The sequence below is a fragment of the Amphritea sp. genome, assembly GCF_050300915.1.
GTDB lineage: Bacteria > Pseudomonadota > Gammaproteobacteria > Pseudomonadales > Balneatricaceae > Amphritea.
Genome location: NZ_JBNKYN010000032.1, coordinates 19,015 through 43,251 on the forward strand (window position 1 = coordinate 19,015; position 24,237 = coordinate 43,251).

Below are 24,237 nucleotides of genomic sequence, written 5' to 3' on the forward strand. Positions count from 1 at the left end.
ATTACTCTGTCGTCGCTACAGACACTAACCAGGTACGGATAGCCCACAGTGCTTCCTGATTCAGGTAGTCAGCCATTTTGGGCATATAGACGCGACCATCGCGAACAGCGCCATTGATAACCCGGTACTTAAACCAGTCATCACCCTCAATACCTGGCTCGAGATAACGCAGATCCGGTGCAATACCCCCGGAGATAGCTTCCAGACCATGACAACGGGCACAGTTCTGGGTATAGGCAGAAAAACCGATCTGCAAAGCAACATCGTGCTTTTCGTATCCCTCACCGTAGGGGTTTTCATCCAGCCATTCATCACCCAATTGCTTCAGTTCATGAGTGTCAACAGACTGCGGCGTGACATCACCATGAGCCATTACCTGCACCGACAGCAGCATAGAAAGTGAACCTGCAGCAATTGCACCCAGAGTTTTAGTTGGCATTCTCATTTACATCACCAGTCTTATTAGAGTTTTAAAATCCTGGATCTTTCGTTTCTGACAGCGGCTAAGCCACAATTCAGAAAATCGACTGACCTCTATGGGTTTGATAATAGAACGGCAGGGTGAAGCTCAAGAATTCTGCTTTGGTGTTGAAAAACTAGTACCTTCGTACTAGCCACAATTCATCAGGAGAGATTATCTTTTTAAGATCATAAACTTAGGCAATAAAAAAAGTAGTCATCAAGCGAATGAGATGACTCATCAGACATAGCTAAAAGGCTGTTGACAGCTATCTGCCAGACCACGGCAGACGGCAGCGGCCTCAATACCAACCGTTTAATCGGCAGGGTTAGCCAGTTTGTCCAACGCAGGCTGATAACTCTGGGCAGCGGAACGCTGCAACCACTGTGCGGCTAACTGGCTATCCTGTGGCTGCCCGACACCGGTCTGATACATCACCGACAGAGCATATTGAGCTTCGGCATTACCCGCCTCTGCTGCCTGAGCAAACAGTTCTGCGGCCCGGGTTATATCCTGTTCAACCGCCAGACCGCTTTCATACAACCATGCCAGCCGTGTAATTGCACGATTATCAGGTGGCGTCGCTGTCGCCAGCGTATGCAGCAGTTGCAAAGCCTGATCAGCATCACCGTTAACCAGTAATGACTCAACCCGGGACAAAGGATCAGCAGGATCATCGTTGTTCAGATTGGCTAACTGCTGTGCCGCATCACTGTCGCCATCCAAAGCGGCAACCGTCAACCAGTGACGCGCCTGATCACGATTCTGATATTCAGCTGAATGCAGATAGATAAGCCCCAGTTGATAGGCCGCAGCCCGACTACCGGTTTCAGCGGACTGTCGATAAAGCTGCATTGCCCGCTGCGGGTCTTTATTTACCCCAACCCCCTGGATATAGAGATTGGCGAGATTAAACAACGCCTCAGATCTGCCGGAGCCACCAATACTCTGCCACATCTGTCGGGCCAGGTCATGATGCCCCATTTTGAATTCGGCATAGGCCATATAGAGCTGATGACTGGGCCGGGCATCGAGAAACTCTTGCGGCAGTTCGATGCTGTCAGCGGCATAACAGCCGGTCGACGCAAAAAAGAGCAGCGCGGTGAAAAACATCGAAACCGGTAGCGTTTTCATCATCGTCCCCAACCCAGTCAACTGCAGCTCTTTAAAGATCACTTAACCACAAACTCTCCCTCCATGCCCTTGTGCCTGAGCCCCCCAATATAGAACTCAAACGTTCCCGGCTTGACCGGCACAAAGAAGATCTCTGCACTGCCCTCCTCCTCAAACTCAAGTTCCATCAGGCTGACAGCCTTGATCTCCATTCCACCCGCTTCTACCTTACGCAGATAAATTGAAGAGAAGAACTCTGGTGCCCGCAGTGCGTAGGGTTTCAAACCACTGGCGAAAATCTCCAGACGATAGGCTTTACCAGTTTCCAGTTCATAGCGTTTTTGTGACAGACTATAGTCACTTGCTTCGCTCCCCATCACCAAATCAGGAAGTCTTTCGGGCTTAAGAGTCAGATCGCCCTTGGCAAACAGATTATCACTAAACATGACCGCAGCCATAAGACAGATAACCACAAACCCGCTCAAAGTGCCACGGGCAATCTCCGCTGACATTACCGGCAAAACTCTTTTAATCATCGATCCATCCTCACTATTTTTTTTATATACCTCAATGCTAAGCGGATGGCATTTTTAAAAAATAGTACTTCAGAACTATTTGATCGGTACTTTTCGCATATTTAATCCTCCTTCAGTACCTCCTATGCTGAAACACTCTGACCGATGAGTTTACATATGCGTACACTAAAACAATTACTCTGGATTCTGGCCGCTGCGCTGTTCAGTCTCTGCGCGCAGGCAAACCCGCAGGAGATCCGGATCGGCTATATCGCCTACCACCCCAACCAGGGGCCGGTGCTCTCAAACCTGCTTCCCGAACCGGAAGACCGGGGCTTCAGCGGTGCTGAACTGGGGTTGCAAGATAACAATACCACCGGACGTTTTTTACACCAGCACTACACTCTGGTATCAGCGCTTGCCAACACCCCGGAAGAGGTTAACCCAACCGTGAAAAAGTGGCTGGATGATGGCCTCAGACTGCTGATTACCGACCTTCCGCAACAGGAATTAATCTCACTGAATAAGCTGGCCAGATCCTATGGTGCAGTGCTGTTTAACGCTGGCAGCTATGCTGATGAGCTGCGCACTCAGGAGTGTTTGGTGAATACCCTGCATACCCTGCCAAGCCGCGCCATGCTCACCGATGCTCTGGGTCAGTGGAGTAACGCCCGCCGCCTGCAACGCTGGCTGCTGATTAAAGGCTCGCAACCTGAGGACCTGGCCTTTGCAGACGCGCTGAAACGCAGCGCTAAGCGTTTTGGTCTGAAGATTGTGGCAGAGAAAACCTGGAGTTTTGATACGGATCTGCGGCGTACCGCACAACGTGAGCTGCCTCTGTTTACCCAGACAGACGAGTATGATCTGGTGGTGATTGCCGATGAGCGGGGCGATTTCGGCGAATATGTCATGTACAACACCTGGTACCCCAGACCCGTTGCCGGCACCCAGGGGCTGACCCCGGTTGCCTGGCACCGGGTGGTAGAACAATGGGGCGCGGCTCAGCTGCAAAGCCGTTTTGAGAAAGACTACCACCGCTGGATGAACAGCAAAGACTACGCCGCGTGGGCTGCCGTCCGGAGCATCGGTGAAGCCGTCACACAAACGAAATCTGCTGACACTGAAACCCTGTTTCGCTTTATCAATTCAGATCAGTTTCAGCTGGCCGCCTTTAAGGGGCGTAAACTGAACTATCGTAGCTGGAGTGGTCAGTTGCGCCAGCCGATACCGCTGGTTCAACCCCGTTCACTGGTCGCACAACCGCCACTGGAGGGTTTCCTTCACCCGGTTACTGATCTGGACACCCTCGGTTTTGATAAGCCAGAATCAAGCTGCACAGTGGTTTATGCAGCACATTGACACTAATCGGAACAAGAATAACAACAGGATCTGTTCTATGAAATGCTTAACCAAACTCCTCCCTCCCCTGGCACTGTCTCTGCTGGGCACTGCACTGGTGTGTAATCAGGCAGCAGCTGAAACCGCCTACGTATCCAATGAGAAAGACAACACCATCTCAATTATCAATATGGATACACTGGAGGTGACTGACACCATCGATGTCGGTGAACGCCCCCGGGGGATTATTTTCAACCACGACAAAACCCGACTGTATATCTGTGCCAGCGACTCTGACACAGTACAGGTGATGGACCTGAAAAATAACCATATCATTGCCCAGCTGCCCTCCGGTGAAGACCCGGAGCAGTTCGCCCTTCACCCGGATGACCACCACCTCTATATTGCCAATGAAAATGATGCTCTGGTGACCATCGTTGACACCGAAACCCAGGAGGTTATCAGTCAGATCGATGTTGGCGTAGAACCGGAAGGGATGGCGGTGAGCCCGGATGGTAAGTGGGCACTGAGCACCAGCGAAACAACCAATATGGTCCACTGGATCGATACCGCGAGTAAACAACTGGTTGATAACACTCTGGTGGATCAGCGCCCCCGCCACGTCGAATTTAACCAGGATGGCAGCATCGTCTGGGCCTCATCAGAGATCGGCGGCACAGTCTCAGTGATTGATGTGGCCAGCAAACAGATCACCCATAAACTTAACTTTGAAATCAAAGGGATCCACCCGGACAAGATCCAGCCGGTTGGCATCAAGCTGACCAATGATGGCAAATACGCCTTTGTCGCACTGGGTCCGGCGAATCACGTCGCGGTTATCGACGCCAAAACCTATGAAATTCTGGATTACCTGTTAGTCGGCAGACGAGTATGGCATATGGCGTTTAACAACGATCAGAGCCGCCTGCTGACTACCAACGGTATCAGCGGTGATGTATCGGTGATCGATATAAACCGGATGAAGGTGACCAAGTCGATCAAAGTCGGCCGTTACCCCTGGGGAATCCAGATCAAACCCTGATCCGGCCAGCGATGATGAGCATTGAAATACGTAATCTCAGTTTTAACTATGGCGACCTGACAGCACTGGAAGAGATTAATCTGTCACTGCGGGAGGGCTGCTTTAACGCCCTGCTGGGGCCTAACGGTGCTGGCAAAAGCACTCTGTTTGCACTGCTGACCCGACTCTACGCCCTCCAACGTGGCGAAATAATCATTGCCGGCCACAGCATCACCCGGCATCCGGCGCAGGTGATGCGTAAACTCGGTGTGGTGTTTCAGCAGAGCACACTGGATCTGGATCTGAGTGTCGCCCAGAACCTCTTCTACCACGCGGCACTGCACGGCATGTCTAAACGCCAGGCCTTGCCCCGGATCAGCGAAGAGCTGACGCGCTTTGATCTCAGTGCGCGCCTGCATGACAAGGTGCGGAACCTTAATGGAGGTCACCGGCGACGTGTTGAAATCGCCCGGGCGCTGCTGCATAAACCCACTATCCTGCTACTGGATGAGCCCAGTGTCGGCCTCGATCCCGCCACCCGGGAATCCCTTAACCGGCACATTCGTAAGCTGTGTCAGGAACAACAGCTGACCGTTCTCTGGGCAACCCATCTGATGGAAGAGGTGCAGCAAGACGACCCGGTAACCATCCTGTTCAAAGGTAAAATGCTGGCCAGCGATACCGCAAACGAGCTTTGCAGACAACATCAGTGTGCCGATATCAGCACGCTGTTCCGGTCTCTCACAGGAGCGATAGCATGACGTTTAGGGATGCACTGATCTGCTTTAACGGCCTGCTGCAACGGGAACTGCTTCGCTTTGTCCAGCAACGTTCCCGTTTTTTCAGTGCGCTGGTACGGCCGTTGTTATGGCTGGTGGTATTCGCTTCAGGCTTTCGCGCCGCGCTGGGGATCGCCATCATCGCGCCTTACGAAACCTATATCACCTATGAGGTGTATATCGTGCCGGGACTGTGCGCCATGATCATTCTGTTTAACGGTATGCAAAGTTCGCTATCAATGGTCTATGACCGGGAGATGGGTAGCATGCGGGTGTTACTGGTCAGCCCTATGCCGAGATCGTTCCTGCTATTGGCAAAACTGCTGGCAACCTCACTGATTTCGCTGCTACAGGTGTATGGCTTTTTGCTGATTGCCTGGTTCTGGGGGGTCGAAGCGCCACTCTGGGGATACCTGGCTGCACTGCCAGCTTTCCTGCTGGTGGCGATGATGCTGAGCGCGATTGGCCTGTTTATCTCGGCCAGAATAAAGCAGCTGGAAAATTTCGCCGGGGTGATGAACTTCGTTATTTTTCCGATGTTTTTTCTCTCGTCGGCACTTTATCCACTATGGAAGATGCGCGAAGCAAGCGAGTGGCTCTACTGGATCTGCGCCTGGAACCCCTTCAGTCACGGTGTCGAGCTGATCCGCTTTGCACTCTACCAGCAGCTCAACGGCGAAGCGCTGCTGCTTGTCGGCGGTGTCACGCTGGTTGCATCCGTGCTCGCCGTCAGGGGTTTTCAGCCTCAGCAGGGGATGGGGAAACGCTAGCCTTTAGTGCATCGCAATAGAAAACCACCCGTCCCCGGCCCTGACGTTTGGCTTCGTAGAGTGCCTGATCGGCACTCTTCATCAGTTCTGAAGAGTCCTCACCCTGAAGGTGAATAGCGGCACCAATACTACAGCTGATATCGATCTCTGTGTCTGCAAAACAAACCGGTTTAATCAGCTGCTCCAGCAATCGCTTGCAGAGTACTTCCAGCTGCTCACGCCCCTCTTCTGGTCTGAGCTTAATAATGATTACAAACTCATCCCCACCTACCCGGCAAGCCAGATCAGTTTCGCGTAAACAACGTTTCAGTTTGTTGGCAACGTCAACCAACACAGCATCACCCACATCATGACCAAGCTGGTCATTAATGAGTTTAAAATGGTCAAGATCAACAAATAACAGCGCAATCCCTGGCATTAGATGGCGTTCTTTAGTCGCCAGATCACGATTCAGACAGTCCATCAGCGTCCGTCGGTTGGCCAGCCCGGTAAGCGGATCAGTTTCCGCCATAAAACGCAGCTGCTGCTCCAGCTCCTTACGCTGGGTAATATCATAAAAAATAGCGATATAGTGCTGCACCTTACCGCCGCTGTCCTTATAGGCGCTGATCGATATCCACTCTGGGAAGACCTCGCCATTTTTGCGCTGATTCCAGATCTCCCCCCTCCAGACACCTTCCGAGTTCAGCTGTTGCCACATGCGCTGATAAAACTCTTCATCCTGAAGGCTGGACGAAAGCATCGCAGGCGTCTGACCCAGCACCTCATCTGCCCGGTATCCGGTGATGCGCGTAAACGCACTGTTCACCTGCAGAATTCGTTGATCGGCATCACAAACAATAATCCCCTCATAAGCAGAATCGACAATCATACCGCTGAGCTTAAGAGAGTCGGCGGTTTTACGCAGCATCGCCTGCTGCCGGTTGATATCATGCTCATAACGCTTAAAGCGTGCCTTTAGCCAGCGCCCAAACGTCAGCGAGACCAGCAGCGCCAATAATCCGATAATGGTGAAGGCAAACACCTGATTAAGCGCAATAGCGTGGATCTCGCTATCTTTTATCTGCTCTTGCGCTGTCAGCAGATTATTCAGCTCATCCTGAAAAATCCCCACAACGAGAATCCAGCCTTTATCGGTTAATGGATGAATCAATGACAGCTTGGGACTGGGTTCAGTCGCTCCCGGCTTATACCAGTTATAGTATTGATAACCGCCTCCCGCACGCGCCTTATCTACCGCCTTCTGTGCGCTGTCACGAACTTGTGGATTGGCGTCATACAGGTAGTTTATGCCTTCGCGCTCCGGTGTTGCTCCGCTGGCCAGCAGCACGCCGTCATCCCTCACGAGGGCGACATAGCCGGAGTTAGCAAAACGAATATTGCGGATATAGTTATAGATGCGGGGTTTCAGATCATTTTCAAAGTGATAAAGATAATCACCGGTGCCCACAATCCAGTTATAAGGCTCGAATACCTCAACATAAGATATTTTATCCTCCATCGGCTTAGCCTTATCGGATTGAAACCAACGGTAAGATGAAAAGCCTGACTTTTGCGGGTTTGACACCGCATCAATCAGTCCCTGAGTGATAAAGTGGCCTTTATCATCCTGCTCAGCATACAGTGAACTCCCCTCTCTTTCCGGCGCAATAGGCAACAGAACTGAAGTGCCATTCATCTCTTTAATGAAGTAATAACCCCGGCCATCAAAGAATCGAACATCCCTGATCGCTTCAACCAGCATCTGTTTCATCTCAGCTTCACTCAACGTCTGATGATAACGCTGATAAAGTGAGTTCATTAACGATAGCGCCTGGCGCGTCTGATCCCGGGAGTGCTGCTTAAGCTGATGCATCGCTTCAGCAAACATCTCGTTAATCATATGCTCGGCATCTGCCATCTCGGCTTTAAGCCGGCCCCGTTCTGCCTGCATCAGGTTTTCACGCAGCGTGTCCTGCTGTATCTGGTGCTGGGACTGGGTATTGAAATAGAAATAAACGCTCTGGGATAGCAGCAACAGTAGAATAATAAAAAAGACACCCCACAAGAGCTGTGTAGGTAAGCGAGTTGAGTTATTACTGTTAAGCACCACTAAAGTCCATCTCATTTATAACAGGAAGTGAGTCACTTTCCCGGAAGAACCAGTAATACGTTTAACAGGCAGCTGAACCTGCTGCTAACGTTTATTGCTGCTCAAATATTTAGCCTTATCATATCATGAAAATTAATCATGATGCCTTAAGGCTCTTTCAATTAAACAGTACTTTAGTACCGCTTTTTTGCACGCATAGTAGAATATCCATTGCCCGGTACTTTAGCTGTAATAGAGTCAGAGATAATTTATGCAGCGCAATATGCTCAGGAGCATCACAGAACCGATACTGAAAGCCATTTCTATTCTGAAGCCGCAATGTAGTAAACTGGGCTAGCAAGCCCAGTCCCATTACAGAATAATTATAACGGGCGATAAATTGCTGCTAATAAGGCAGCCGTCCAACGGGAGAACAACGTGTACAAAATTCTAATAGCCGATGACCACCCTCTGTTTCGTGAAGCAATTTGTGGCGTGATAGCGAACGGCTTCCCGGGTTGTGAAACACTCGAGACTGAGGATTTGGACAGCGCACTCGCCATTGCCAAAGAGGAGGAGGATCTTGACCTGATTCTGCTGGATCTGAATATGCCGGGCATGCATGGCTTGAACGGACTGATCAGCCTGCGTAATGACTCACCCACCATCCCGGTTGTGATTGTTTCTGCCGAGCAGGATAAACAGGTTGTGCTTCAGGCAATTACCTACGGTGCTGTTGGGTTTATCACCAAATCCTCACCACGGGAGCAGATGACCGAAGCACTGCAGCAAATTCTTAATGGTAATGTTTATCTGCCGTCGGACATTATCCGCTCAGAAAAACCGTCAGGCAGCCTACATCGCCGTCACGATGAGAGCCAGATCCCTCCAGAAATGCTGTCCTCGCTAACCCGCAGGCAATTACTGGTGCTGGAACGGATGTCTGAAGGCGAATCGAATAAACAGATCGCCTACACCCTCAATATTGCTGAAACCACTGTCAAAGCTCATGTCAGTGCAATCTTAAGAAAACTGGGCGTACACAACCGCATTCAGGCAGTTCTGTCTGCCGGAAATGTTGACTTTAACGAATACCTGAAGCGGTAACGGCTGAGTCATTCATGCCGCTAAACATCGCGGCAACCAACCCATAAAAACAGAAAAGTGTCTGAATCAGCCCGGCTGATTCAGACACTTTTATCGTTATTGACCTGTTCAGCTACACCCTGCTATCTCAATCGACAACGCCCCTGCTCTCACTCCAGCAGGTGGTTCAGCGTCATTTTCAGCTTCATCGGCTTAACCGGTTTATTGATTAACAGATACCCCTGTTCCCGAACGATCTGTTTCAGCTCATTGGTATAATTAGCCGTGATCATCACCACCGGGACCGGATGACGCAGACGCTGATTGAAGTGTGTCGCCGCATCTAAGCCGTTTTCATCATTTTCCAGATGATAATCAGCAATCAACAGATCCGGCGTAGCATTATCTTGCAACAGTGCCATCAGCTGCCCTTCATCATGCGCGGTTTGTACCCGGCAGCCCCAGCCCTCAAGCAGGGTTTGCATCCCCCTGCAGATTGCCGGATCATTGTCGATCAGCCAGATAGCAGCCCCGTCAAGCTGGTCGCCACTGGCTGGCAAATGCTGCGCTTTACTCTCCACCGGAATCTGATCAGCCCGCGCCAGAGGCACCTCAACGGAGAACATCGACCCCTTGCCTGGCACCGAACTGACACTGATCTGGTGCCCCAGCATCCGTGAAATCTTATCAACAATAGCCAGCCCCAGCCCAAGGCCCTTATCATTCTCGATCAGATTGCCCTGCAAACGCTTAAATTCGAGAAAGATATCACCCAGCTTATCTTCGGGAATCCCCCGGCCTGTGTCCCATACCTCAATCTCTAAGCTATTGCGTTTTCGCCGACAGCCCAACAGCACAGAACCATTATCAGTATAACGAATCGCATTGGTGAGAAAGTTTCGCAGAATACGGGCCAGTAACTGTGAGTCAGAACAGATCACGGCACTGCTTGCCACATAGCGCAGTTTCAGCTGTTCACTGAGTGCAACCTGTTGAAACTCGTTGGCAATATTATTCAGCAGGCTACTGGCGGGAAAGACCGTGACATCGGGTTCAATCACCCCGGCATCCAGCTTGGAGATATCCACCAGGGTACTCAACAATGACTCCACATCATCCAGCGAGCTACCCACCGAATCGATCAGGTGACGTTCACTCTGAACCGCAGGCTTTTCCTGCAGCGCACTGGTAAACAACCGGGCGGCGTTCAGCGGTTGCAACAGATCATGACTGACTGCGGCAAGAAACTTGGTTTTCGACAGGTTAGCCTGCTCAGCATGTTTACTCGCCTCCAGCAGGCGCCCCTCAACCTGTTTCCGCTCGGTGATCTCCAGTCTTAACTGATCATTCAGTTTAGTCAGTTCCGAGGTTCGCTCAATCACCCGCTGCTCCATCGTCTGATACGATTCCTGCAGCGCATAAGCGGTTTTACGCCGTTCAGTAATATCCCGGATCAGCACGAAGAAGCCAACAGCACGACCGTCTGCATCCAGGTTAGGCACATAGGCTTTAAGCATATACCGGGGACCGCCCTGTGGATCTTTCTCTTCGATTTCAAAGGTTACGCTCTCACCGGACAGCGCGCGGTTGATATAGGGCTTCAGATTAACAAACTGGTCACCACCGTGAACCATGGTGATGGTCTTCCCGATCAGCGCTTCCCGCGGCCAGCCATACCAGTCCTCATATACCTTATTGGTAAACTGGAAGCGCAGATCATCGCCAACATAGGCGATCAGTGCAGGTACATGGTCGGTAATCAGGCGGATCCACTGCTCACTCTCCCGCAGGGTTTCAGCATACTGATGACGTTCGGTAATATCGGTGTAGGTGTTAACAAAGCCCCCCTCCAGAATCGGATGGGTACGGATCTCAATCACCTGGCCGTTGCGCAGGCTCTGCTCCAGCTCGATAGTGCCGCCTGAGTGGCGGTGATTGGTAAACGGGGTTAGCAGAATCAGCTCACAGCGGGCGATCAGATCTTCAAACAGAGGCTGCTCACTCAACGCCTCTTCACTAAAGCCTGATAGCTCAAGAAAACGCTGATTCCAGACTTCCAGACGCCCCTCTCCATTTATCAGCACGACCCCCTGAGAGAGGTTATCAACGGTGTTCTGCAACACCCGTGACTTATCCGCCAGCGCCCGTTCCCGACGCGCCGTCTCGTTCTGCTTAAGCTCAGTAATATCGGTATAGAGAATAACCAGACCACCATCCAGGGTCGGCCGTTCACTAACCTGAAACCAGCGGCCATTCTTGAGGCGATAAAACACTGAATTATCGGTTTCGTCTCCACGAAACTCCTCTTCAATCAAGCCGTGCCGGTCCGCCAGGCGACGGATATCCTGAATCCCCAATCCCTCTTCAATCGACACCCCGGTGCCAGCCCAGACCGATTCAAAGCGACTGTTATACAACACGATGCGCCGCTCACTATCAAACAGGACAAATGCATCGGAGATACTTTCAATGCCATCAATTAAGCGCTGATGCGCCAGTTCGGCTTGCTGTTTCGCCTGACTCAGAGCCTGATTGCTGGTTTTCAAATCACTCAGAGCCACATTCAGTGCGGCTGTACGTTCACGTACCTGCTCGGCCAACACCACGGAATGCTCAAAAGCGGCGTAAGGGTCGGTGCGGGTCGTCGCGCTGACTTCCACCCGCTCAATCAACACCCGGTTAATTTTCTGCAGCTTGCGATTCTCCCGCTCCAGCTGCTCAACCCGCTGGACAAGGTCAATCGGCTGATCCTGTCCCATGCCACTCATACTTTTCTCCCGATCGCCACTCCCGTAAAGGTTTGGTTCACGTGCATACCATCGATCTGCTCGCCGTAGGTATTGAAGCCAACCACCCGATGGCGCTGTAACAATTGGGAAACCGGATCACTCTTACCACGAATCTGTGCCTCAAGTCGACGCAGAAAACAGTCGCATCCCAGTGTTAGCAGATGCTCACCGAGCGCCTGTTCTTCACGGGTCAACTGTTGATCCAGCTTGAATATCAGCTCTCCCGGCTCCATCAGCGTTAACACAATACCGTTCTCAACAGCACAGTAGAATGTCAGGCTGAGATCATCGTTGACACTCTGAATAGAACGGACAAAGTACTCATCACCGATTCTCACCGCGATCGGATTCAGCGCAAACGACTCATGGTTCAGCTTTTCCACCGGAACCCCAACAATACGGGAATACTCAATGGCGGCGGGTTCAGCATTCAGCTCCAGTACTCTGCGCTGTTCACTATCCGCTTCAGTGACTACCAGCTTGGTATCGCGGCTTTCCATATGGTGGCCGCTGAACACTCTGAATTCGCAGCTGGTGTTCACCAGAATAATCACTGCCGCATTAGTATGAAAAGCACCATCGAAATAGACATGGGTATTGGCGAGACAGATATCATCACCGGCAGAACCACCAAAATGCGGGATACTGCCCAGCGCCGAGTCCAGAGTCACCAACACCTTCTCCTCCTGTGTAGACAGGCCATCAAACAGTGTCAGGGCAAAACTGTGATCTTTAATCGGCGCGATCTGCTGTTCCAGACAGCGTTCAGATAACTGCTCTACCACCCCCTGAGCATCATTGAAATCAAACTGCTGCAGACCACCTATCAGCTGCCCGCTTACCGCAAACGCCTCACGGGAAAATCCTAATGCTGAGATAGATCCCTGATCGTAGCCTTCGGCGGTAATCTCACCGGCAGTGGTACACCCTGCGACCAGAACACCTTCGAACCGTTGTTGCAAGGCTGCAGCCAGCTTATCCAGCTGATACTCTGCTGAGCAGAAAAACAGCAGAAAGTTAAGCTCAGGCCAGTCCAGCTGTTGGTATAGCTGATCGACAGCCACCCGCTCATCACGTTCTGTCGAAAATGCGGTGCGCAGCTCGGGCTGGCAAATATTCTGGGATGAATGATCGGTCACAGTAAGCACGCCAGTAGTTTGGATGACCCTTGAGTGTAAAAGGGAATCGAATATGAGAACAGTATACTTGAGTACCTGAAGGACAGTAAAAGCGTCGAAGATAAATATTAAGATATTGTTTTATATAGATTTCTAAAACAAAAAAGCAGGACTAAAGTAGTAAAAAAGCATCCTCACCGGCAGAGGAAGGGGTTTACCGGCAAGGAAGCGGGGTCGACTGAGTGGTTACCAGCTCAGCACAGCACCCAGAGCAACGGTATCGGTTGCTGCGGTATCGATGCTGCCGTTATCGGTCTTGTGCACCGTATACTCAGCTACCAGTGTCAGATTGTCGTTGATGTTGTGGAACAATGCCGCACCGGTCAGAGAGTCTTTGGTAGTGACTGAACTACCAGCAGCGGTGTTTTCCGTCTGTCCATAAGACAGCACCACCCGGTTAGTCGAGAACGCATAGGAACCCTGCACCAGATAACCATCAGACTCGGCACTGTCGGTCAGTGTATTACTGGCAAACACGCTGCTGATACCTTCCTGATCAAATCCGGATGCAGTCAGTGCAAATCCAGCGGCAGCGATCTTCGCCCCATAGGAGATACCTTTAGCATCAACACCCGAAGTTACAGAATCACCGATGGCACCACCAATCCAGGCCTTCACAGCAACACCATCGTAATCTGCGCTGTAGGTCGCTTCGGTCTCAAAACGGGCGGAATTAGTATCACCCGCAGCGGTACTACCCGTAGTGTTCGGGTCCAGCACACCTACGGCAACCTGGAAGCCACTCATTACCGGAGAGCGGTAAGTAATCTGCGCAGTCGGGTTGGCATAAGGATATCCCGTAGTGATATTACCAAAGGTGGTATTGCTGGTGGTTGCCGGTGCAAAACCCACGCCCATCAACAGCTCATCACCAAAGATGTTGCTGCGACCATAGAGGCCAAAATCTTTACCGAACAGCACCTGACCAAAGTCGCCATCAACAGTGGCGTAAAACTGACGGACATCGATCATCGAATCCGTCTTATTCGCATTTGTTGACACCTGATTGCTGTCATTAATTGAGACCCAGAAGGAGGAGCGGCCACCCACCGTCAGATCGCCCACCTTTTTACCGACATTAAAGCCGATATAGTTTGGCAGAAATCCCATCCGCACCCGGGAGGTCTTAGTGTTGGTATCAGCAACTTTATCCTCACTGTCCTGATAGGTGTAGAACGCATTGAAATAGCCGTCTACAGAAAATGTTGTACCATCCTGATCGTACAGACTGATACCCGCCATTGCACTGTTACTGAATGCTACTGCCAAGGCTAACGGCACGCTGCGCCATAGTTTTTTATTATTCATTATGCCCTCTGATTCTTCATCGATTGGTTTGTTGTAAGTCAGGGCATTATTGGGGTTAGCGATGCCAGCCAACAGAGCACTTTAGCCCTGTTCAGATACCTAATTGGACGCTGCTACCAGACCTTGCTATCGCCGCGCACAGAAAGGATAAGCAGGCGTACAGCGAAAGTACTTAAGACTCTGGCGGGGCTGTGTGTACACCTTTAGCAGCTGTCACCCACCCTCACAGACTGAGCATGAAAACGTCAAAACCGGGCAGTATCAACCGGGCTTGTTAGCTGGACAAACTCGTGAATAGCGACTCGCGGTAAGAAAAAAATCAAAGCGGTGGGGTTCGGTGTTGTTGTTACTCACAAGCAATAAGATGTACTGAAGGGGTGATTGCCCCTTTCGCTTCGTCGTTTAATTAGCAGGATATCGCTGCGGTTACATTTGCCCTCGGCTCCTACAGACGAAACCTCAGGTTGAGCCCCTTGCTAAACGCTGGTCATTAACATTTAATAACCACATCAATCGCCAGGGATAGTGACCTTTCCATAAGAAGAGATTCACTTCATTAGCTCACGGCCATGCTGGGCAAAGATACAAAATATGATTACTGCCCCGCACACTCGACATCTTTAATTGGCGCAACTCAGTATGAGAATGAAGAAACGTTATCACCTCTTAGTCATTGCGGGATTAATACTCAGTATCGGATTTATCATCCCTGAACCGAAAATCATCCCGGTTGCTGGGGCCACAGATGCTGATTGGAATAAAGACACATTCTGGTACGAGCCATGGGGCAGCTCTGGCGTGCACAAGGGGATTGATATCTTTGCGCAGAAAGGAACTGCCGTACTTGCTTCGTCCAATATGCTGGTCCTCTATCGGGGATCATTGAGTCAAGGTGGCAATGTGATTGTTGGGTTGGGCCCAAAGTGGCGTATTCACTACTTCGCACATTTGCAGGATATTGATCAAACTGCCGGGCTTCTTTTGCAGGCCGGTCACCCAATAGGCAGCGTGGGAGACAGCGGCAACGCCAGGGGCAAACCCGCACATCTGCACTATTCAATAGTAACGCTATTGCCAAGACCCTGGGCTATCGATACGTCTACTCAAGGGTATAAGAAAGCGTTTTATCTCAACCCAATCCGTTACTTTGCAGATTGATCTCAATAGCTATCAGAGACACGGGACGACAGATAACTTTATATCTGGAGATATAAGGGGATGAGATGACACTTAAGGGCAAACAGGTCTTTGGCACGTATTCGCACAAAGTCATCAACCTGCAGCTGATTACAACCATAAAAAAGCCCACTTCCTGTGCGGAAGCGGGCCGGTTATAGATCACCGATAAGCGGCTGACTTATGCTTTACTGTCGTTATCCAGCAAGATCTCCGGATTGAAACCCAGCGCAAATGCGCCCCAGTGTCGGCCGTTGACATAGATTGGAAAGGTCAGATCGTTGAGCACTTCGCCAGTATCACGGACAAATGTCTGCAACAGGAAAGGCGCCGTGTTGGTGACCCGGCGCACCTCTGCACGACTGCCTTTAAAGAAGCGACGATGACGGCTTTTGGCATTATCGACATCAAAATCGCCGGTCAGGGGTTCGGACACCTTCAGATGATGTGCCGGAGCATACCCATCAACACTAATCGCCAGTGCGTAGATCAGATCGGGTTTCTGTCTCAGATAATCGTCATACATTGGCCGTAATAGCTTTTCATAAGCCTCAACATAACTGACATCATATTTTTCAGGCAGCATACCTTCGTTAGTACGTTTGTAATTGCGGTCAAACAGATCAAAGCCCTGGCTGTTGAGTGTTTCCAAGGCATCCTGTATCTGCCGCGCCCATCCCCGCCCCGCCTGAATAATATTTTCGAAGCTACCGTAACCAATAATAAAGCGTGACAGCAACTCCTGGGTTTCCTCCGTTGAGCTTTCCAGCTCTGCAGAAAATACCCGGGAGCGTTCCATCTCATCACGAATATCTCCACTGATACCCGCAATACGCTCTACATGAGAGTGGGACTCTTTATTGGTATACGACAGCTCATCCAGGGTCGAACTGATGGTGGTCAGCTGATTGTTAACCCCTTCAAAATCGCTCACCAGACGGGTGAACTGCACACTGGTATCACTGATAAACCCTTCGGTATTCCGGGTGTATTCAAGAATGTTGGCCGAATTGGTTTTGGTATCACTCACCAGATCGGCCATCACCGATATATTCTGATCGATCTCAGAGGTAGCATCCTGCACCTGTTGTGACAGGTTGCGTACCTCATCGGCAACCACTGCAAATCCCCGCCCCGCTTCACCAGCCCTGGCTGCCTCAATAGAAGCGTTTAACGCCAGCAGGTTAGTCTGATCGGAGAAGCGTTTCACCATCGAGAGAATTTCAGTGATTTTCTCTGAACTGGAACTCAGTTTTTCTACCGTATTCTGAAACCCGGATGCCAGTTCAGAAATATTGCGCACCTGGCCCAACACCTGTTCCAGTTCATGACTAGAGCTTCTGATCTCATTCAGGTTATTGCTGGTATATTCAGATATCTTCAGCGTATTGCCAGCCACTTCCTGAATCGCGGTGGTCGATTCCTGACTGGAGATCAGCACCTGCTGAGCCTGCTCTTCCTGAGCACTGGTGGATTTATGCACCTCTTGCAGGACTTTACTCAACTGAGTCGCACTCAGGGCAACCCGGACACTATGATTACGGGTCTCAGCGATAATTTTCTTCAGACTGGTGGAAAATCCATTGTAACTGGACGCCATGGTAGAGATTTCATCATGGGTAAAATCAGGTAGTGTCGCGGAGATATCGCCATCTTTATCCTTGATAGCACTGAGTACATCAATCATTTTACCGATAGGCCGTAAAAAGATGTGACGCATGAAAAAGATGATAAACAACGAACCAGCAACTGCGAAGACCAGCAAAAGCCAACTGAAAAGCTGTAACTGATCTAACATGGATATCAGTTCAGCGTTGTTACCAGTCTGGGTGACTGTTTGCGATAGTTGCCCAAGGCCATACCAATTGAGCCCCATAAACAACAGCGAGGGCAGCAGCAGGAAAATCACATTACCAACAATTTTGCGGGTTAGTGAGTTGAAAAAGTTTCGTTCTAATGTGTCATAGAGCCCCATACTCATCCACTTCTTTGTCATTATTGTTTGGATACGGTCAGACACTGTTTTAAATCAAAAGCATCGCCATTAACAGGAAAATACTACTCATTTCATGTAATCTCGATAAATATCGGCGAGATAGAGACTAAGGGTGTATAGCCTTTAACCTAAAGTCTTAATCGCGTCACAGCCTCTCAATTTTGTCAGTTCTGGCTCCCGGGGAGGTTGACTAGCGGCGGCCATTGCAACTGCCCGCTACGGCGGTTTAACCAGGCTTTAGCATCACGGTAACCGGGGTAGTACTGGGCGACTACCGACCAGAATGCCGCTGAATGATTCATCTGTTGCAGGTGACTGAGTTCATGAACAATGACGTAATCGATAATCCCCACGGGTGCCATCAGCAGCAGCCAGTTGAAGCTGACCACTCCCCGACTGTTACAGCAGCCCCACTTGCGCCGATAGCTACGCACCAGCACTTCAGAGGGGGTTAATTTCATCAGTGCGCTCCAGTGCGCTACCCGGGCCTCGAAATAGTATTGCGCCTGTTGCCGATACCACCTCTCCAGTTGCTCTTTAACCGCCTCGGCTGGCATTTTGCGGATACGCCGGGAAAGCGCCAGCCTGAGACGTCCATCGGCACAGTGAATCAGGGTTTCGGGCTGATTAACGACGATGTCGAGGGTTAATCTTTCACCCAACCAGAGTAACTGACTGCCCTGCTCCAGCACTGTCGAAGGTGACGCCGCCGGTAACCGCTGGCGCAGTTCCTGCTGTCGAACCCGAATCCACTCAGTTTTCTCTGCCACCAGCCGGTCGATACGGGATTGCGCCACCCGTGTGGGGGCAAGTACCCTGACACTGTCAGGACGCACCTGGATCTCGATGGTACGGCGCCGGGAGCTACGACGCAGTGTATATTGCGGCAGACAACGTTCTTCAGCACTCATGGATAGGACTCACAGAAAGTCATGTGGGGAACAAACAGTGATGTAAACGCTATATCTTGACAGGTCATTGGTATGTTTCGGACAGGGTTATCATTGGGTAATCAGCGTGCAACAGCGCTTCATCATTCGCCTGAAGTCTTGCTCCAACTGTGGATCAGGATTTTCTGCATAACGAACCTGCTCATAGCAGTGCGACAATGCCGCAAACTCATCAGAAAGTGAAGGATACGACCGCGCTAAACGGGCAAAAAATTGCCCTGTCGTTTCCCCGCTATGTCTTTGCAAGCCAAACGGCAGCAAACGTTTATCCAGCTGTTGCAACGCCTGTTGCAGGGAGTCCCTGTGCGGTCCCCGGCGGATAAACAAACTCCCTGCTACCGCCAGCAGCACTAATCCACCCGGTAACAGAAGCAGCAGTATCACTTTAACCACAGAGATATCGCCGATTAACTGTTGCAGAAAACCGGACTGACGCTCATGAAAATTTAGCACCCAGCGATGCCAGCCATAATTAATCGCTTCATAGCGCAGTCGTAGCTGTTTCAACAGCGCACCATTGAGAAAGCCGTTGCGCATCAGCATAGCATCAGCCAGAAAGGCAGGTTCCGAACTGAACAGTTGCGCCGCAGGCTGCTCCAGCCGCAATGGCGCAACCACCGACGTGGGGTCCAGTCGGTGCCAGCTTAAGCTTTCACTATCCCAGTACTCCAGCCAGGCGTGGGCTTCATACTGGCGAACGGTTAGCGCACCGTCCAAAGGGTTCAGTTCGCCCCCCAGATAGCCACCGACAACCCTCGCCGGAATACCGGCTGCACGCAACAGAAACACGCCGGCACTGGCAAAATGGCCACAAAAACCTTGCCGGGTCTGAAACAGAAACTGATCCATCCGGTCTCGCTGTGTCAGCAGCGGTGGCTCAAGGGTATAACGAAAATCAGAGGCAAAGAAACCCAGCATTTTTGTACTGACTCCCTGTGCATCCAGGCTTTCCGAGCGCCACTGCAACGCCAGTTGCCGGGCTTTGTCGTTGCCCTGTTCAGGAAGTTGCAGATAATCCCTGATGCGCGCGGCAGAAAGCGACTCTTTCAATGGCGCAAAACGGGATCTCAGCCGATACTGCATCCGCTGCATCAGCGGCCCCTTCCCCTGCAGCGTCATATCACTGATACGCTGCATCGATACCGGGTAACTGAACGGCAGATCCAGGGCGTAGCGCCAGGGCTGGCCGGTCGCTTCCATCGTCATCTGGTAACGATACTCCGGACCGGTAAGCAGCTGAACGTTGGTATTGGCAAGCGTGTCACCGCCCCCTCCGGGTAACTGTTGAGAGCGACTCCAGCGCTGACCATCAAACCGGTCGTAGGTCAGACCGCGCCAGTAACGCTGATTTTCAGGCGGCAGCTGTTCATCAAAACGAGCGCGAAAAGCGATCTCGGCAGAGCGGGTCAGACGGCTGACATCTCCCGGAGAGATCGAGTCGGATAGCCCGGTAAAGCTCTGTCCGGTATTCATGTCCACCTGCCACAGTGGGCCGATGCGGGGAAAGATCAGGAATAGCACCAGCATCATCGGCAAGGCCTGCAGATAGAGCACTGCAGAGCGTTTTAATGGCCGCCAGACATCGCTGTTCTGCTGGCTGCGATAGACAGTATTCAGGCAGGCTGTCACCACCATCAGCGACAACAGACTATACAGCGCCATCGGAATCGACTGAAAAAAGAGAAAGCTGCACACAATCAGCAGCAAAGCGACGTAGAGCACCACCAGGGCGTCCCGACGATGGTACATCTCCATCAGCTTCAGCAGAAAAGCTGCCACTAACAAGCCGACGGTCACGACCATCACCGATCCCGAGCGCAACTCCAGCAACAGCCCCACCAACACCAGCAGCAACAAGCCTGAGCGCACACTCCAGTGGGGGAAGTTCCAGCGACCACTGTGCACCATCAGACGCCAGCCCACCGTCAGCAACGCCAGCAGAAACAGCCACACGGGCACCACCGTTATATAGGGCGTCATCACCATCAGAATAGTTACCAGCAACCAGATCATACTGCTGCGGGTTAGCTGAAACAGCGGCTTCACGAGTGCTGCTCCTGCGTCGGATATTGACTACTGATCACCTGTGGACTCAAGCCAAACAGTGCCAACGCTTCCAGAACCCTGACCCGATGAGCCTCGCCCCGTTCGGGACTGATCTCCACGCCGGGTAACAGCAGGCCATACTCCTCACCGCTACGGTGCAACTGCAACACCCACCAGGTGAGCCGGGAGATACGCGCCTCCCTGGCAAGCTCTGGCCAGAGATCCCAGTGTAGCCAGCGCCGGTTATCACTCAGTTCAACATACTGCTTCGCATGCATCCCCTGCCCCCGGGCATAGTTTTTCCAGGCAACACGCTTCAGTGACATACCATCCTGATACTGTTCCAGCCCGATAAACTCTTCACCTCCCATACGCACACCCGGATGCACCTGAGCCTGATCACCGGCACCTGAACCGTTCAGGTCGGCTAACTGCCCCCCTGCCTCTGGCCGTGGGTAAGCCAGGGTTTTCAAGTCAACCTGCAACCAGGTCCAGGCGCGAAACAAACCTAGCGGGTAGTAGGTTTCAACGAGCAATGCGTTGGCCAGCAGAGGCCCCCGCTGGCGGGCAGGCTGGTACAGCGTAACGGAGGTTTGCCGGGTCTCTAACAGATCCACGGCCGTCACACTGCCATCAAGCAGACGCAGCTGAATACTTTCGTAGTGGCGCGCCCCCTGCGCCGTTAACGTCAGGTCAAATGCCGCCTGCTCGCCGACAAAACAGGCATGCCCACGCAAAAATGTTATCGTCAGTCCTGACAGGTTTGCATAGGTATGCAAAATGGTTATCACAAACAGGCTGGCCAGCAGAAACGTCACGGCAAACATCAGGTTGTTCTGAAAGTTAATCGCCAGGATCAGCATCACCAGCAATAGCAGCAGAAACACAAACCCGGCGCGCGAGGGCATGATATAGATACGCCGCTGACTCAGGGTAAGCTGTTTTAACCGCGGGCTGCGCCGCAGGCTCCAGTTGAATACCGCCCGCCCCAGCCGTTGCCGTATCGACCCGATCATCAGCGAAACCTCTGTGCAAAGGTCATCTCTGTCACTCAGCCCAGCACATCAACCCGACTCAGCAGTTGCTGAATCAGAGCGTTAGCGCCAAAGCCGCCGATATCTTCAGCGGCACGCAACCGGTGACCGGCAACCGGCCCCAGCAGCTGTTGCAGATCTTCAGGGATAACATAGTCACGGCCTTCGATATACGCCCAGCTGCGACTGGCACTCAGTAGCGCCAGCGCCCCCCGGGGGGAGAGACCAAAACTGAACTCAGGCGTCTGACGGCTATGGGCGATCAGCCGTTGCAGATAGTCGAGAATGCTGTCAGACACTTTAACCCCCGCACAGGCCTGTGATATCTGTTGCAACTGGGATACCGAGATCACCGCGGGCAGACGACTGAGACGCTCACGTGGATCACCGCCACGCAGCAACTCGCGTTCCGCACGGGCATCGGGATAGCCCAGCTCGATACGCATCAGAAAACGATCCAGCTGAGATTCGGGCAATGGAAAGGTGCCCTGCTGGGTCACCGGGTTTTGCGTTGCGATAACAAAAAAAGGCTCGGGCAGTTGATGGGTCTGACCATCCAGACTGACGCGCCCCTCCTCCATCGCCTCGAGCAAAGCAGACTGGGTTTTCGGGGTGGTCCGGTTAACTTCATCGGCCAATAACAACTGCGTAAATACCGGGCCGGGGTGAAACTTAAACTGATTGCTGGAGGGGTCGAAAATCGTGACGCCGAGAATATCCGCGGGCAACATATCACTGGTGAACTGCAAGCGCTGATACTCTAACCCCAGCACTTTAGCCAGAGCATGGGCCAGAGTGGTTTTTCCCATTCCGGGCAGGTCTTCTATCAGCAGGTGTCCCTGACTGAAGATGCAGGTCAGTGCCAGTTTGATCTCCTCCTGCTTACCATAGAGAACACTGGACACCTCTTTTATCACCGCTTGAATCTGATCTCGCATCGGGATTCACTTTTCCTTTGGCTGGGCTAAACATCCATCCATTATATATACAGCAACAGGTGAAATAATCGATAACTCAGGGGTAAAAAATATCCAGAATCATAATTTTTTGATACTTCACTCGCTCACAGAGCGTCAGGTTCAGACTATTTTTGCCGATAAAAAAAGGCGCTTAGCGCCTTTTAATGGGGTGTTACTGTTATGACGCAGTGTATCAGTGGTGATGTCCACCTTCGCCGTGTGCATGACCATGGCTCAGTTCTTCCTCAGTTGCATCACGGACTTCAACGATCTCAACATCAAACTTCAGGGTCTGGTCTGCCAGCGGGTGATTGCCGTCAACGATAACCGTTTCATCGGTAATCGCCGTGACAACCACCGGCTGCTGCCCCCAGGCAGTCTGCGCCATAAAACGCATACCCACTTCGATATTATCAACCCCTTCAAACGCAGCACGATCAACCTCCTGAATCAGTTCAGGGTTAAGCTCACCGTAGCCCTCTTCAGGAGAGACCTCGACATTCACCTTGTCACCGGCTTTTTTGCCCTCCAGCTCTTTTTCCAGACCCGGAACAATACTGCCGCTACCATGCAGGTACGCCAACGGCTCAGCGCCTTCAGATGAGTCCATAACCTCATCATCCAGGTTTTTCAGGGTGTAGTGTATAAGGACAATTTTCTTGTCAGCTATCTGCATGGTTCAGACCTCAAAGATATTAAGACATGAACAGCGCTGCTGACAGAGGCCTAGATTAGTGAATTATTTTTAATCTGGGGGTGAGTATTCATATATCAACCCCTGAGATAAAATTATCCCGACCCAATTGCATCAACCCCACCAATCAAGCTATCCCGTCAAACAGCTCGCGAATCAGCTCTGCAGCGGGCAGAGCACGACAGCCAGAACGATTCTGTCCACTCCACAAGGGTGAGAAATCACCCGACTGTTGCTGTTCTGCTGCCGCTCTCAACGGTGCAATCGAGGCGGTTGCCAAAGGGAACACCGGAGCATCAGGGGCAATAGGGCCTAACTCAGCCATCACCCGGTTGACGATACCCCGGGCTGCACCACCAGAAAAAATATTGCTCAGAGCGGTGGGCGTCTTGCTTTCCTGCAATGCCTGGCGGTGAATCTCGCTGATACGTGACTCATCGCAGAGCAGAAACACAGTGCCCAGCTGTACGCCAGCAGCCCCCATTGCCAGTGCCCCACGAATCCCGCGGTGATCGGCAATGCCACCGGCCGCAATCACCGGCAACCGGGTGGCGGCAAGAATCTGCGGCAGCAGCGCCATTGTCCCCGACTGGCTATGCAGGTCACGATCAAGAAAGAAGCCCCGATGTCCGCCAGCTTCAACGCCCTGGGCAATAATCGCGTCCACGCCCTGCTGTTCCAGCCATACGGCTTCGGCCACCGTGGTGGCACTGGAGAGAATTTTGCAACCACAGTGACGCACCCGTTCAAGCAGATCCGGCGCTGGCAGACCAAAATGGAAGCTAACCACGGCCGGTCGGTACTGCTCGATCAATGCCGCCATCTCGCTATCGAACGGATTACGGCCCGGCCCGGCGGGGATACTTTCAGAATCGATACCAAACTGCTGATAATAGGGCTGTAACTGTTTGCGCCATTGCTGCTCACGCTGCGGATTTGCAACCGGCGGGGTAT

At 51.8% G+C, this 24,237-nt stretch carries 20 protein-coding genes; 6 read left to right on the forward strand and 14 right to left on the reverse strand.

Features of this window, described 5'->3' with window-relative positions; genetic code table 11:
• Position 1 precedes the first annotated feature (1 nt).
• The 3 genes from pedF to ACQY8X_RS10380 form a co-directional block, all read right to left on the reverse strand.
• On the reverse strand, positions 2 to 445 hold the full coding sequence (gene pedF / locus ACQY8X_RS10370) for a cytochrome c-550 PedF (protein WP_428035066.1): 444 nt from the start codon (positions 443 to 445) through the stop codon (positions 2 to 4).
• Between the two features lie 330 nt (positions 446 to 775).
• Positions 776 to 1,597 carry a tetratricopeptide repeat protein gene (locus tag ACQY8X_RS10375; protein WP_428035067.1) on the reverse strand — a complete coding sequence of 274 codons (822 nt, stop codon included), beginning with the start codon at positions 1,595 to 1,597 and terminating at the stop codon, positions 776 to 778.
• Between the two features lie 35 nt (positions 1,598 to 1,632).
• Positions 1,633 to 2,109, reverse strand: a complete 477-nt coding sequence (locus tag ACQY8X_RS10380; protein WP_428035068.1) for a copper-binding protein — start codon at positions 2,107 to 2,109, stop codon at positions 1,633 to 1,635.
• A 156-nt stretch (positions 2,110 to 2,265) separates the two neighbouring features.
• On the opposite strand from ACQY8X_RS10380, the gene ACQY8X_RS10385 reads away from it, so the two are divergent.
• From ACQY8X_RS10385 to ACQY8X_RS10400, 4 genes are read left to right on the forward strand one after another with little or no spacing between them, the layout of a single operon-like run.
• Positions 2,266 to 3,447 carry an ABC transporter substrate-binding protein gene (locus ACQY8X_RS10385; RefSeq protein WP_428035069.1) on the forward strand — a complete coding sequence of 394 codons (1,182 nt, stop codon included), beginning with the start codon at positions 2,266 to 2,268 and terminating at the stop codon, positions 3,445 to 3,447.
• Between the two features lie 37 nt (positions 3,448 to 3,484).
• A complete protein-coding gene (locus ACQY8X_RS10390; RefSeq protein WP_428035070.1) occupies positions 3,485 to 4,468 on the forward strand; it encodes a YVTN family beta-propeller repeat protein in 984 nt (327 codons plus the stop codon).
• Positions 4,469 to 4,482: 14 nt separating this feature from the next.
• Entirely contained in the window at positions 4,483 to 5,208 is a 726-nt protein-coding gene (locus ACQY8X_RS10395; protein WP_428035071.1) for an ABC transporter ATP-binding protein, read from the forward strand.
• A complete protein-coding gene (locus ACQY8X_RS10400) occupies positions 5,205 to 5,996 on the forward strand; it encodes an ABC transporter permease (protein ID WP_428035072.1) in 792 nt (263 codons plus the stop codon). The genes ACQY8X_RS10395 and ACQY8X_RS10400 overlap by 4 nt, the downstream gene beginning before the upstream one ends.
• Here ACQY8X_RS10400 and ACQY8X_RS10405 read toward each other — a convergent pair.
• Positions 5,956 to 8,085, reverse strand: coding sequence for a cache domain-containing protein (locus tag ACQY8X_RS10405; RefSeq protein WP_428035073.1), 2,130 nt, complete (start codon positions 8,083 to 8,085; stop codon positions 5,956 to 5,958). The two genes, ACQY8X_RS10400 and ACQY8X_RS10405, sit on opposite strands and share 41 nt — an antisense overlap.
• 420 nt (positions 8,086 to 8,505) lie before the next feature.
• Here ACQY8X_RS10405 and ACQY8X_RS10410 point away from each other — a divergent pair, with 420 nt between their 5' ends.
• The gene (locus tag ACQY8X_RS10410) at positions 8,506 to 9,174 is read left to right on the forward strand and encodes a response regulator (protein WP_428035074.1); all 669 of its coding nucleotides are present in this window, start codon (positions 8,506 to 8,508) and stop codon (positions 9,172 to 9,174) included.
• A gap of 149 nt (positions 9,175 to 9,323) precedes the next feature.
• Here ACQY8X_RS10410 and ACQY8X_RS10415 read toward each other — a convergent pair whose 3' ends face one another.
• The 3 genes from ACQY8X_RS10415 to ACQY8X_RS10425 all read right to left on the reverse strand — a co-directional run bounded on the left by ACQY8X_RS10415 (position 9,324) and on the right by ACQY8X_RS10425 (position 14,428).
• Positions 9,324 to 11,921 carry a NahK/ErcS family hybrid sensor histidine kinase/response regulator gene (locus tag ACQY8X_RS10415; protein ID WP_428035075.1) on the reverse strand — a complete coding sequence of 866 codons (2,598 nt, stop codon included), beginning with the start codon at positions 11,919 to 11,921 and terminating at the stop codon, positions 9,324 to 9,326.
• Complete coding sequence (nosP, locus tag ACQY8X_RS10420) at positions 11,918 to 13,081, reverse strand: nitric oxide-sensing protein NosP (protein WP_428035076.1); 1,164 nt, start codon at positions 13,079 to 13,081, stop codon at positions 11,918 to 11,920. The genes ACQY8X_RS10415 and nosP overlap by 4 nt, the downstream gene beginning before the upstream one ends.
• Before the next feature lie 225 nt (positions 13,082 to 13,306).
• Entirely contained in the window at positions 13,307 to 14,428 is a 1,122-nt protein-coding gene (locus ACQY8X_RS10425; RefSeq protein ID WP_428035077.1) for a porin, read from the reverse strand.
• Positions 14,429 to 15,067: 639 nt separating this feature from the next.
• On the opposite strand from ACQY8X_RS10425, the gene ACQY8X_RS10430 reads away from it, so the two are divergent.
• On the forward strand, positions 15,068 to 15,586 hold the full coding sequence (locus ACQY8X_RS10430; RefSeq protein ID WP_428035078.1) for a M23 family metallopeptidase: 519 nt from the start codon (positions 15,068 to 15,070) through the stop codon (positions 15,584 to 15,586).
• A 199-nt stretch (positions 15,587 to 15,785) separates the two neighbouring features.
• Here the strand turns inward: ACQY8X_RS10430 and ACQY8X_RS10435 are convergent, their stop codons facing one another.
• The 7 genes from ACQY8X_RS10435 to ACQY8X_RS10465 form a co-directional block, all read right to left on the reverse strand.
• Entirely contained in the window at positions 15,786 to 17,600 is a 1,815-nt protein-coding gene (locus ACQY8X_RS10435) for a methyl-accepting chemotaxis protein (RefSeq protein WP_428035079.1), read from the reverse strand.
• A 164-nt stretch (positions 17,601 to 17,764) separates the two neighbouring features.
• Entirely contained in the window at positions 17,765 to 18,511 is a 747-nt protein-coding gene (locus tag ACQY8X_RS10440) for a M48 family metallopeptidase (protein ID WP_428035080.1), read from the reverse strand.
• A gap of 90 nt (positions 18,512 to 18,601) precedes the next feature.
• Positions 18,602 to 20,596: a transglutaminase TgpA family protein gene (locus ACQY8X_RS10445; RefSeq protein ID WP_428035081.1), complete on the reverse strand. Its 1,995-nt coding sequence runs from the start codon at positions 20,594 to 20,596 to the stop codon at positions 18,602 to 18,604.
• Positions 20,593 to 21,612, reverse strand: coding sequence for a DUF58 domain-containing protein (locus tag ACQY8X_RS10450; RefSeq protein ID WP_428035082.1), 1,020 nt, complete (start codon positions 21,610 to 21,612; stop codon positions 20,593 to 20,595). The genes ACQY8X_RS10445 and ACQY8X_RS10450 overlap by 4 nt, the downstream gene beginning before the upstream one ends.
• 35 nt (positions 21,613 to 21,647) lie before the next feature.
• Positions 21,648 to 22,568 carry an AAA family ATPase gene (locus ACQY8X_RS10455; protein ID WP_428035083.1) on the reverse strand — a complete coding sequence of 307 codons (921 nt, stop codon included), beginning with the start codon at positions 22,566 to 22,568 and terminating at the stop codon, positions 21,648 to 21,650.
• Positions 22,569 to 22,782: 214 nt separating this feature from the next.
• On the reverse strand, positions 22,783 to 23,265 hold the full coding sequence (locus ACQY8X_RS10460) for an FKBP-type peptidyl-prolyl cis-trans isomerase (protein ID WP_428035084.1): 483 nt from the start codon (positions 23,263 to 23,265) through the stop codon (positions 22,783 to 22,785).
• Positions 23,266 to 23,410: 145 nt separating this feature from the next.
• Positions 23,411 to 24,237: NAD(P)H-dependent flavin oxidoreductase (locus ACQY8X_RS10465; protein ID WP_428035085.1), on the reverse strand; the 827-nt coding region annotated here is incomplete at its 5' end.

Excerpts from the sequence above, each read along its gene's own strand:
- ACQY8X_RS10385 (WP_428035069.1), top strand. The coding sequence starts at position 2,266 with ATGCGTACACTAAAACAATTACTCTGGATTCTGGCCGCTGCGCTGTTC.
- ACQY8X_RS10395 (WP_428035071.1), top strand. The coding sequence starts at position 4,483 with ATGAGCATTGAAATACGTAATCTCAGTTTTAACTATGGCGACCTGACA.
- ACQY8X_RS10435 (WP_428035079.1), bottom strand. The coding sequence starts at position 17,600 with ATGACAAAGAAGTGGATGAGTATGGGGCTCTATGACACATTAGAACGA.
- pedF (WP_428035066.1), bottom strand. The coding sequence starts at position 445 with ATGAGAATGCCAACTAAAACTCTGGGTGCAATTGCTGCAGGTTCACTT.
- ACQY8X_RS10380 (WP_428035068.1), bottom strand. The coding sequence starts at position 2,109 with ATGATTAAAAGAGTTTTGCCGGTAATGTCAGCGGAGATTGCCCGTGGC.
- ACQY8X_RS10450 (WP_428035082.1), bottom strand. The coding sequence starts at position 21,612 with ATGATCGGGTCGATACGGCAACGGCTGGGGCGGGCGGTATTCAACTGG.
- ACQY8X_RS10460 (WP_428035084.1), bottom strand. The coding sequence starts at position 23,265 with ATGCAGATAGCTGACAAGAAAATTGTCCTTATACACTACACCCTGAAA.
- ACQY8X_RS10390 (WP_428035070.1), top strand. The coding sequence starts at position 3,485 with ATGAAATGCTTAACCAAACTCCTCCCTCCCCTGGCACTGTCTCTGCTG.
- ACQY8X_RS10375 (WP_428035067.1), bottom strand. The coding sequence starts at position 1,597 with ATGATGAAAACGCTACCGGTTTCGATGTTTTTCACCGCGCTGCTCTTT.
- ACQY8X_RS10430 (WP_428035078.1), top strand. The coding sequence starts at position 15,068 with ATGAGAATGAAGAAACGTTATCACCTCTTAGTCATTGCGGGATTAATA.
- ACQY8X_RS10425 (WP_428035077.1), bottom strand. The coding sequence starts at position 14,428 with ATGAATAATAAAAAACTATGGCGCAGCGTGCCGTTAGCCTTGGCAGTA.
- ACQY8X_RS10400 (WP_428035072.1), top strand. The coding sequence starts at position 5,205 with ATGACGTTTAGGGATGCACTGATCTGCTTTAACGGCCTGCTGCAACGG.
- ACQY8X_RS10415 (WP_428035075.1), bottom strand. The coding sequence starts at position 11,921 with ATGAGTGGCATGGGACAGGATCAGCCGATTGACCTTGTCCAGCGGGTT.
- ACQY8X_RS10440 (WP_428035080.1), bottom strand. The coding sequence starts at position 18,511 with ATGAGTGCTGAAGAACGTTGTCTGCCGCAATATACACTGCGTCGTAGC.
- ACQY8X_RS10455 (WP_428035083.1), bottom strand. The coding sequence starts at position 22,568 with ATGCGAGATCAGATTCAAGCGGTGATAAAAGAGGTGTCCAGTGTTCTC.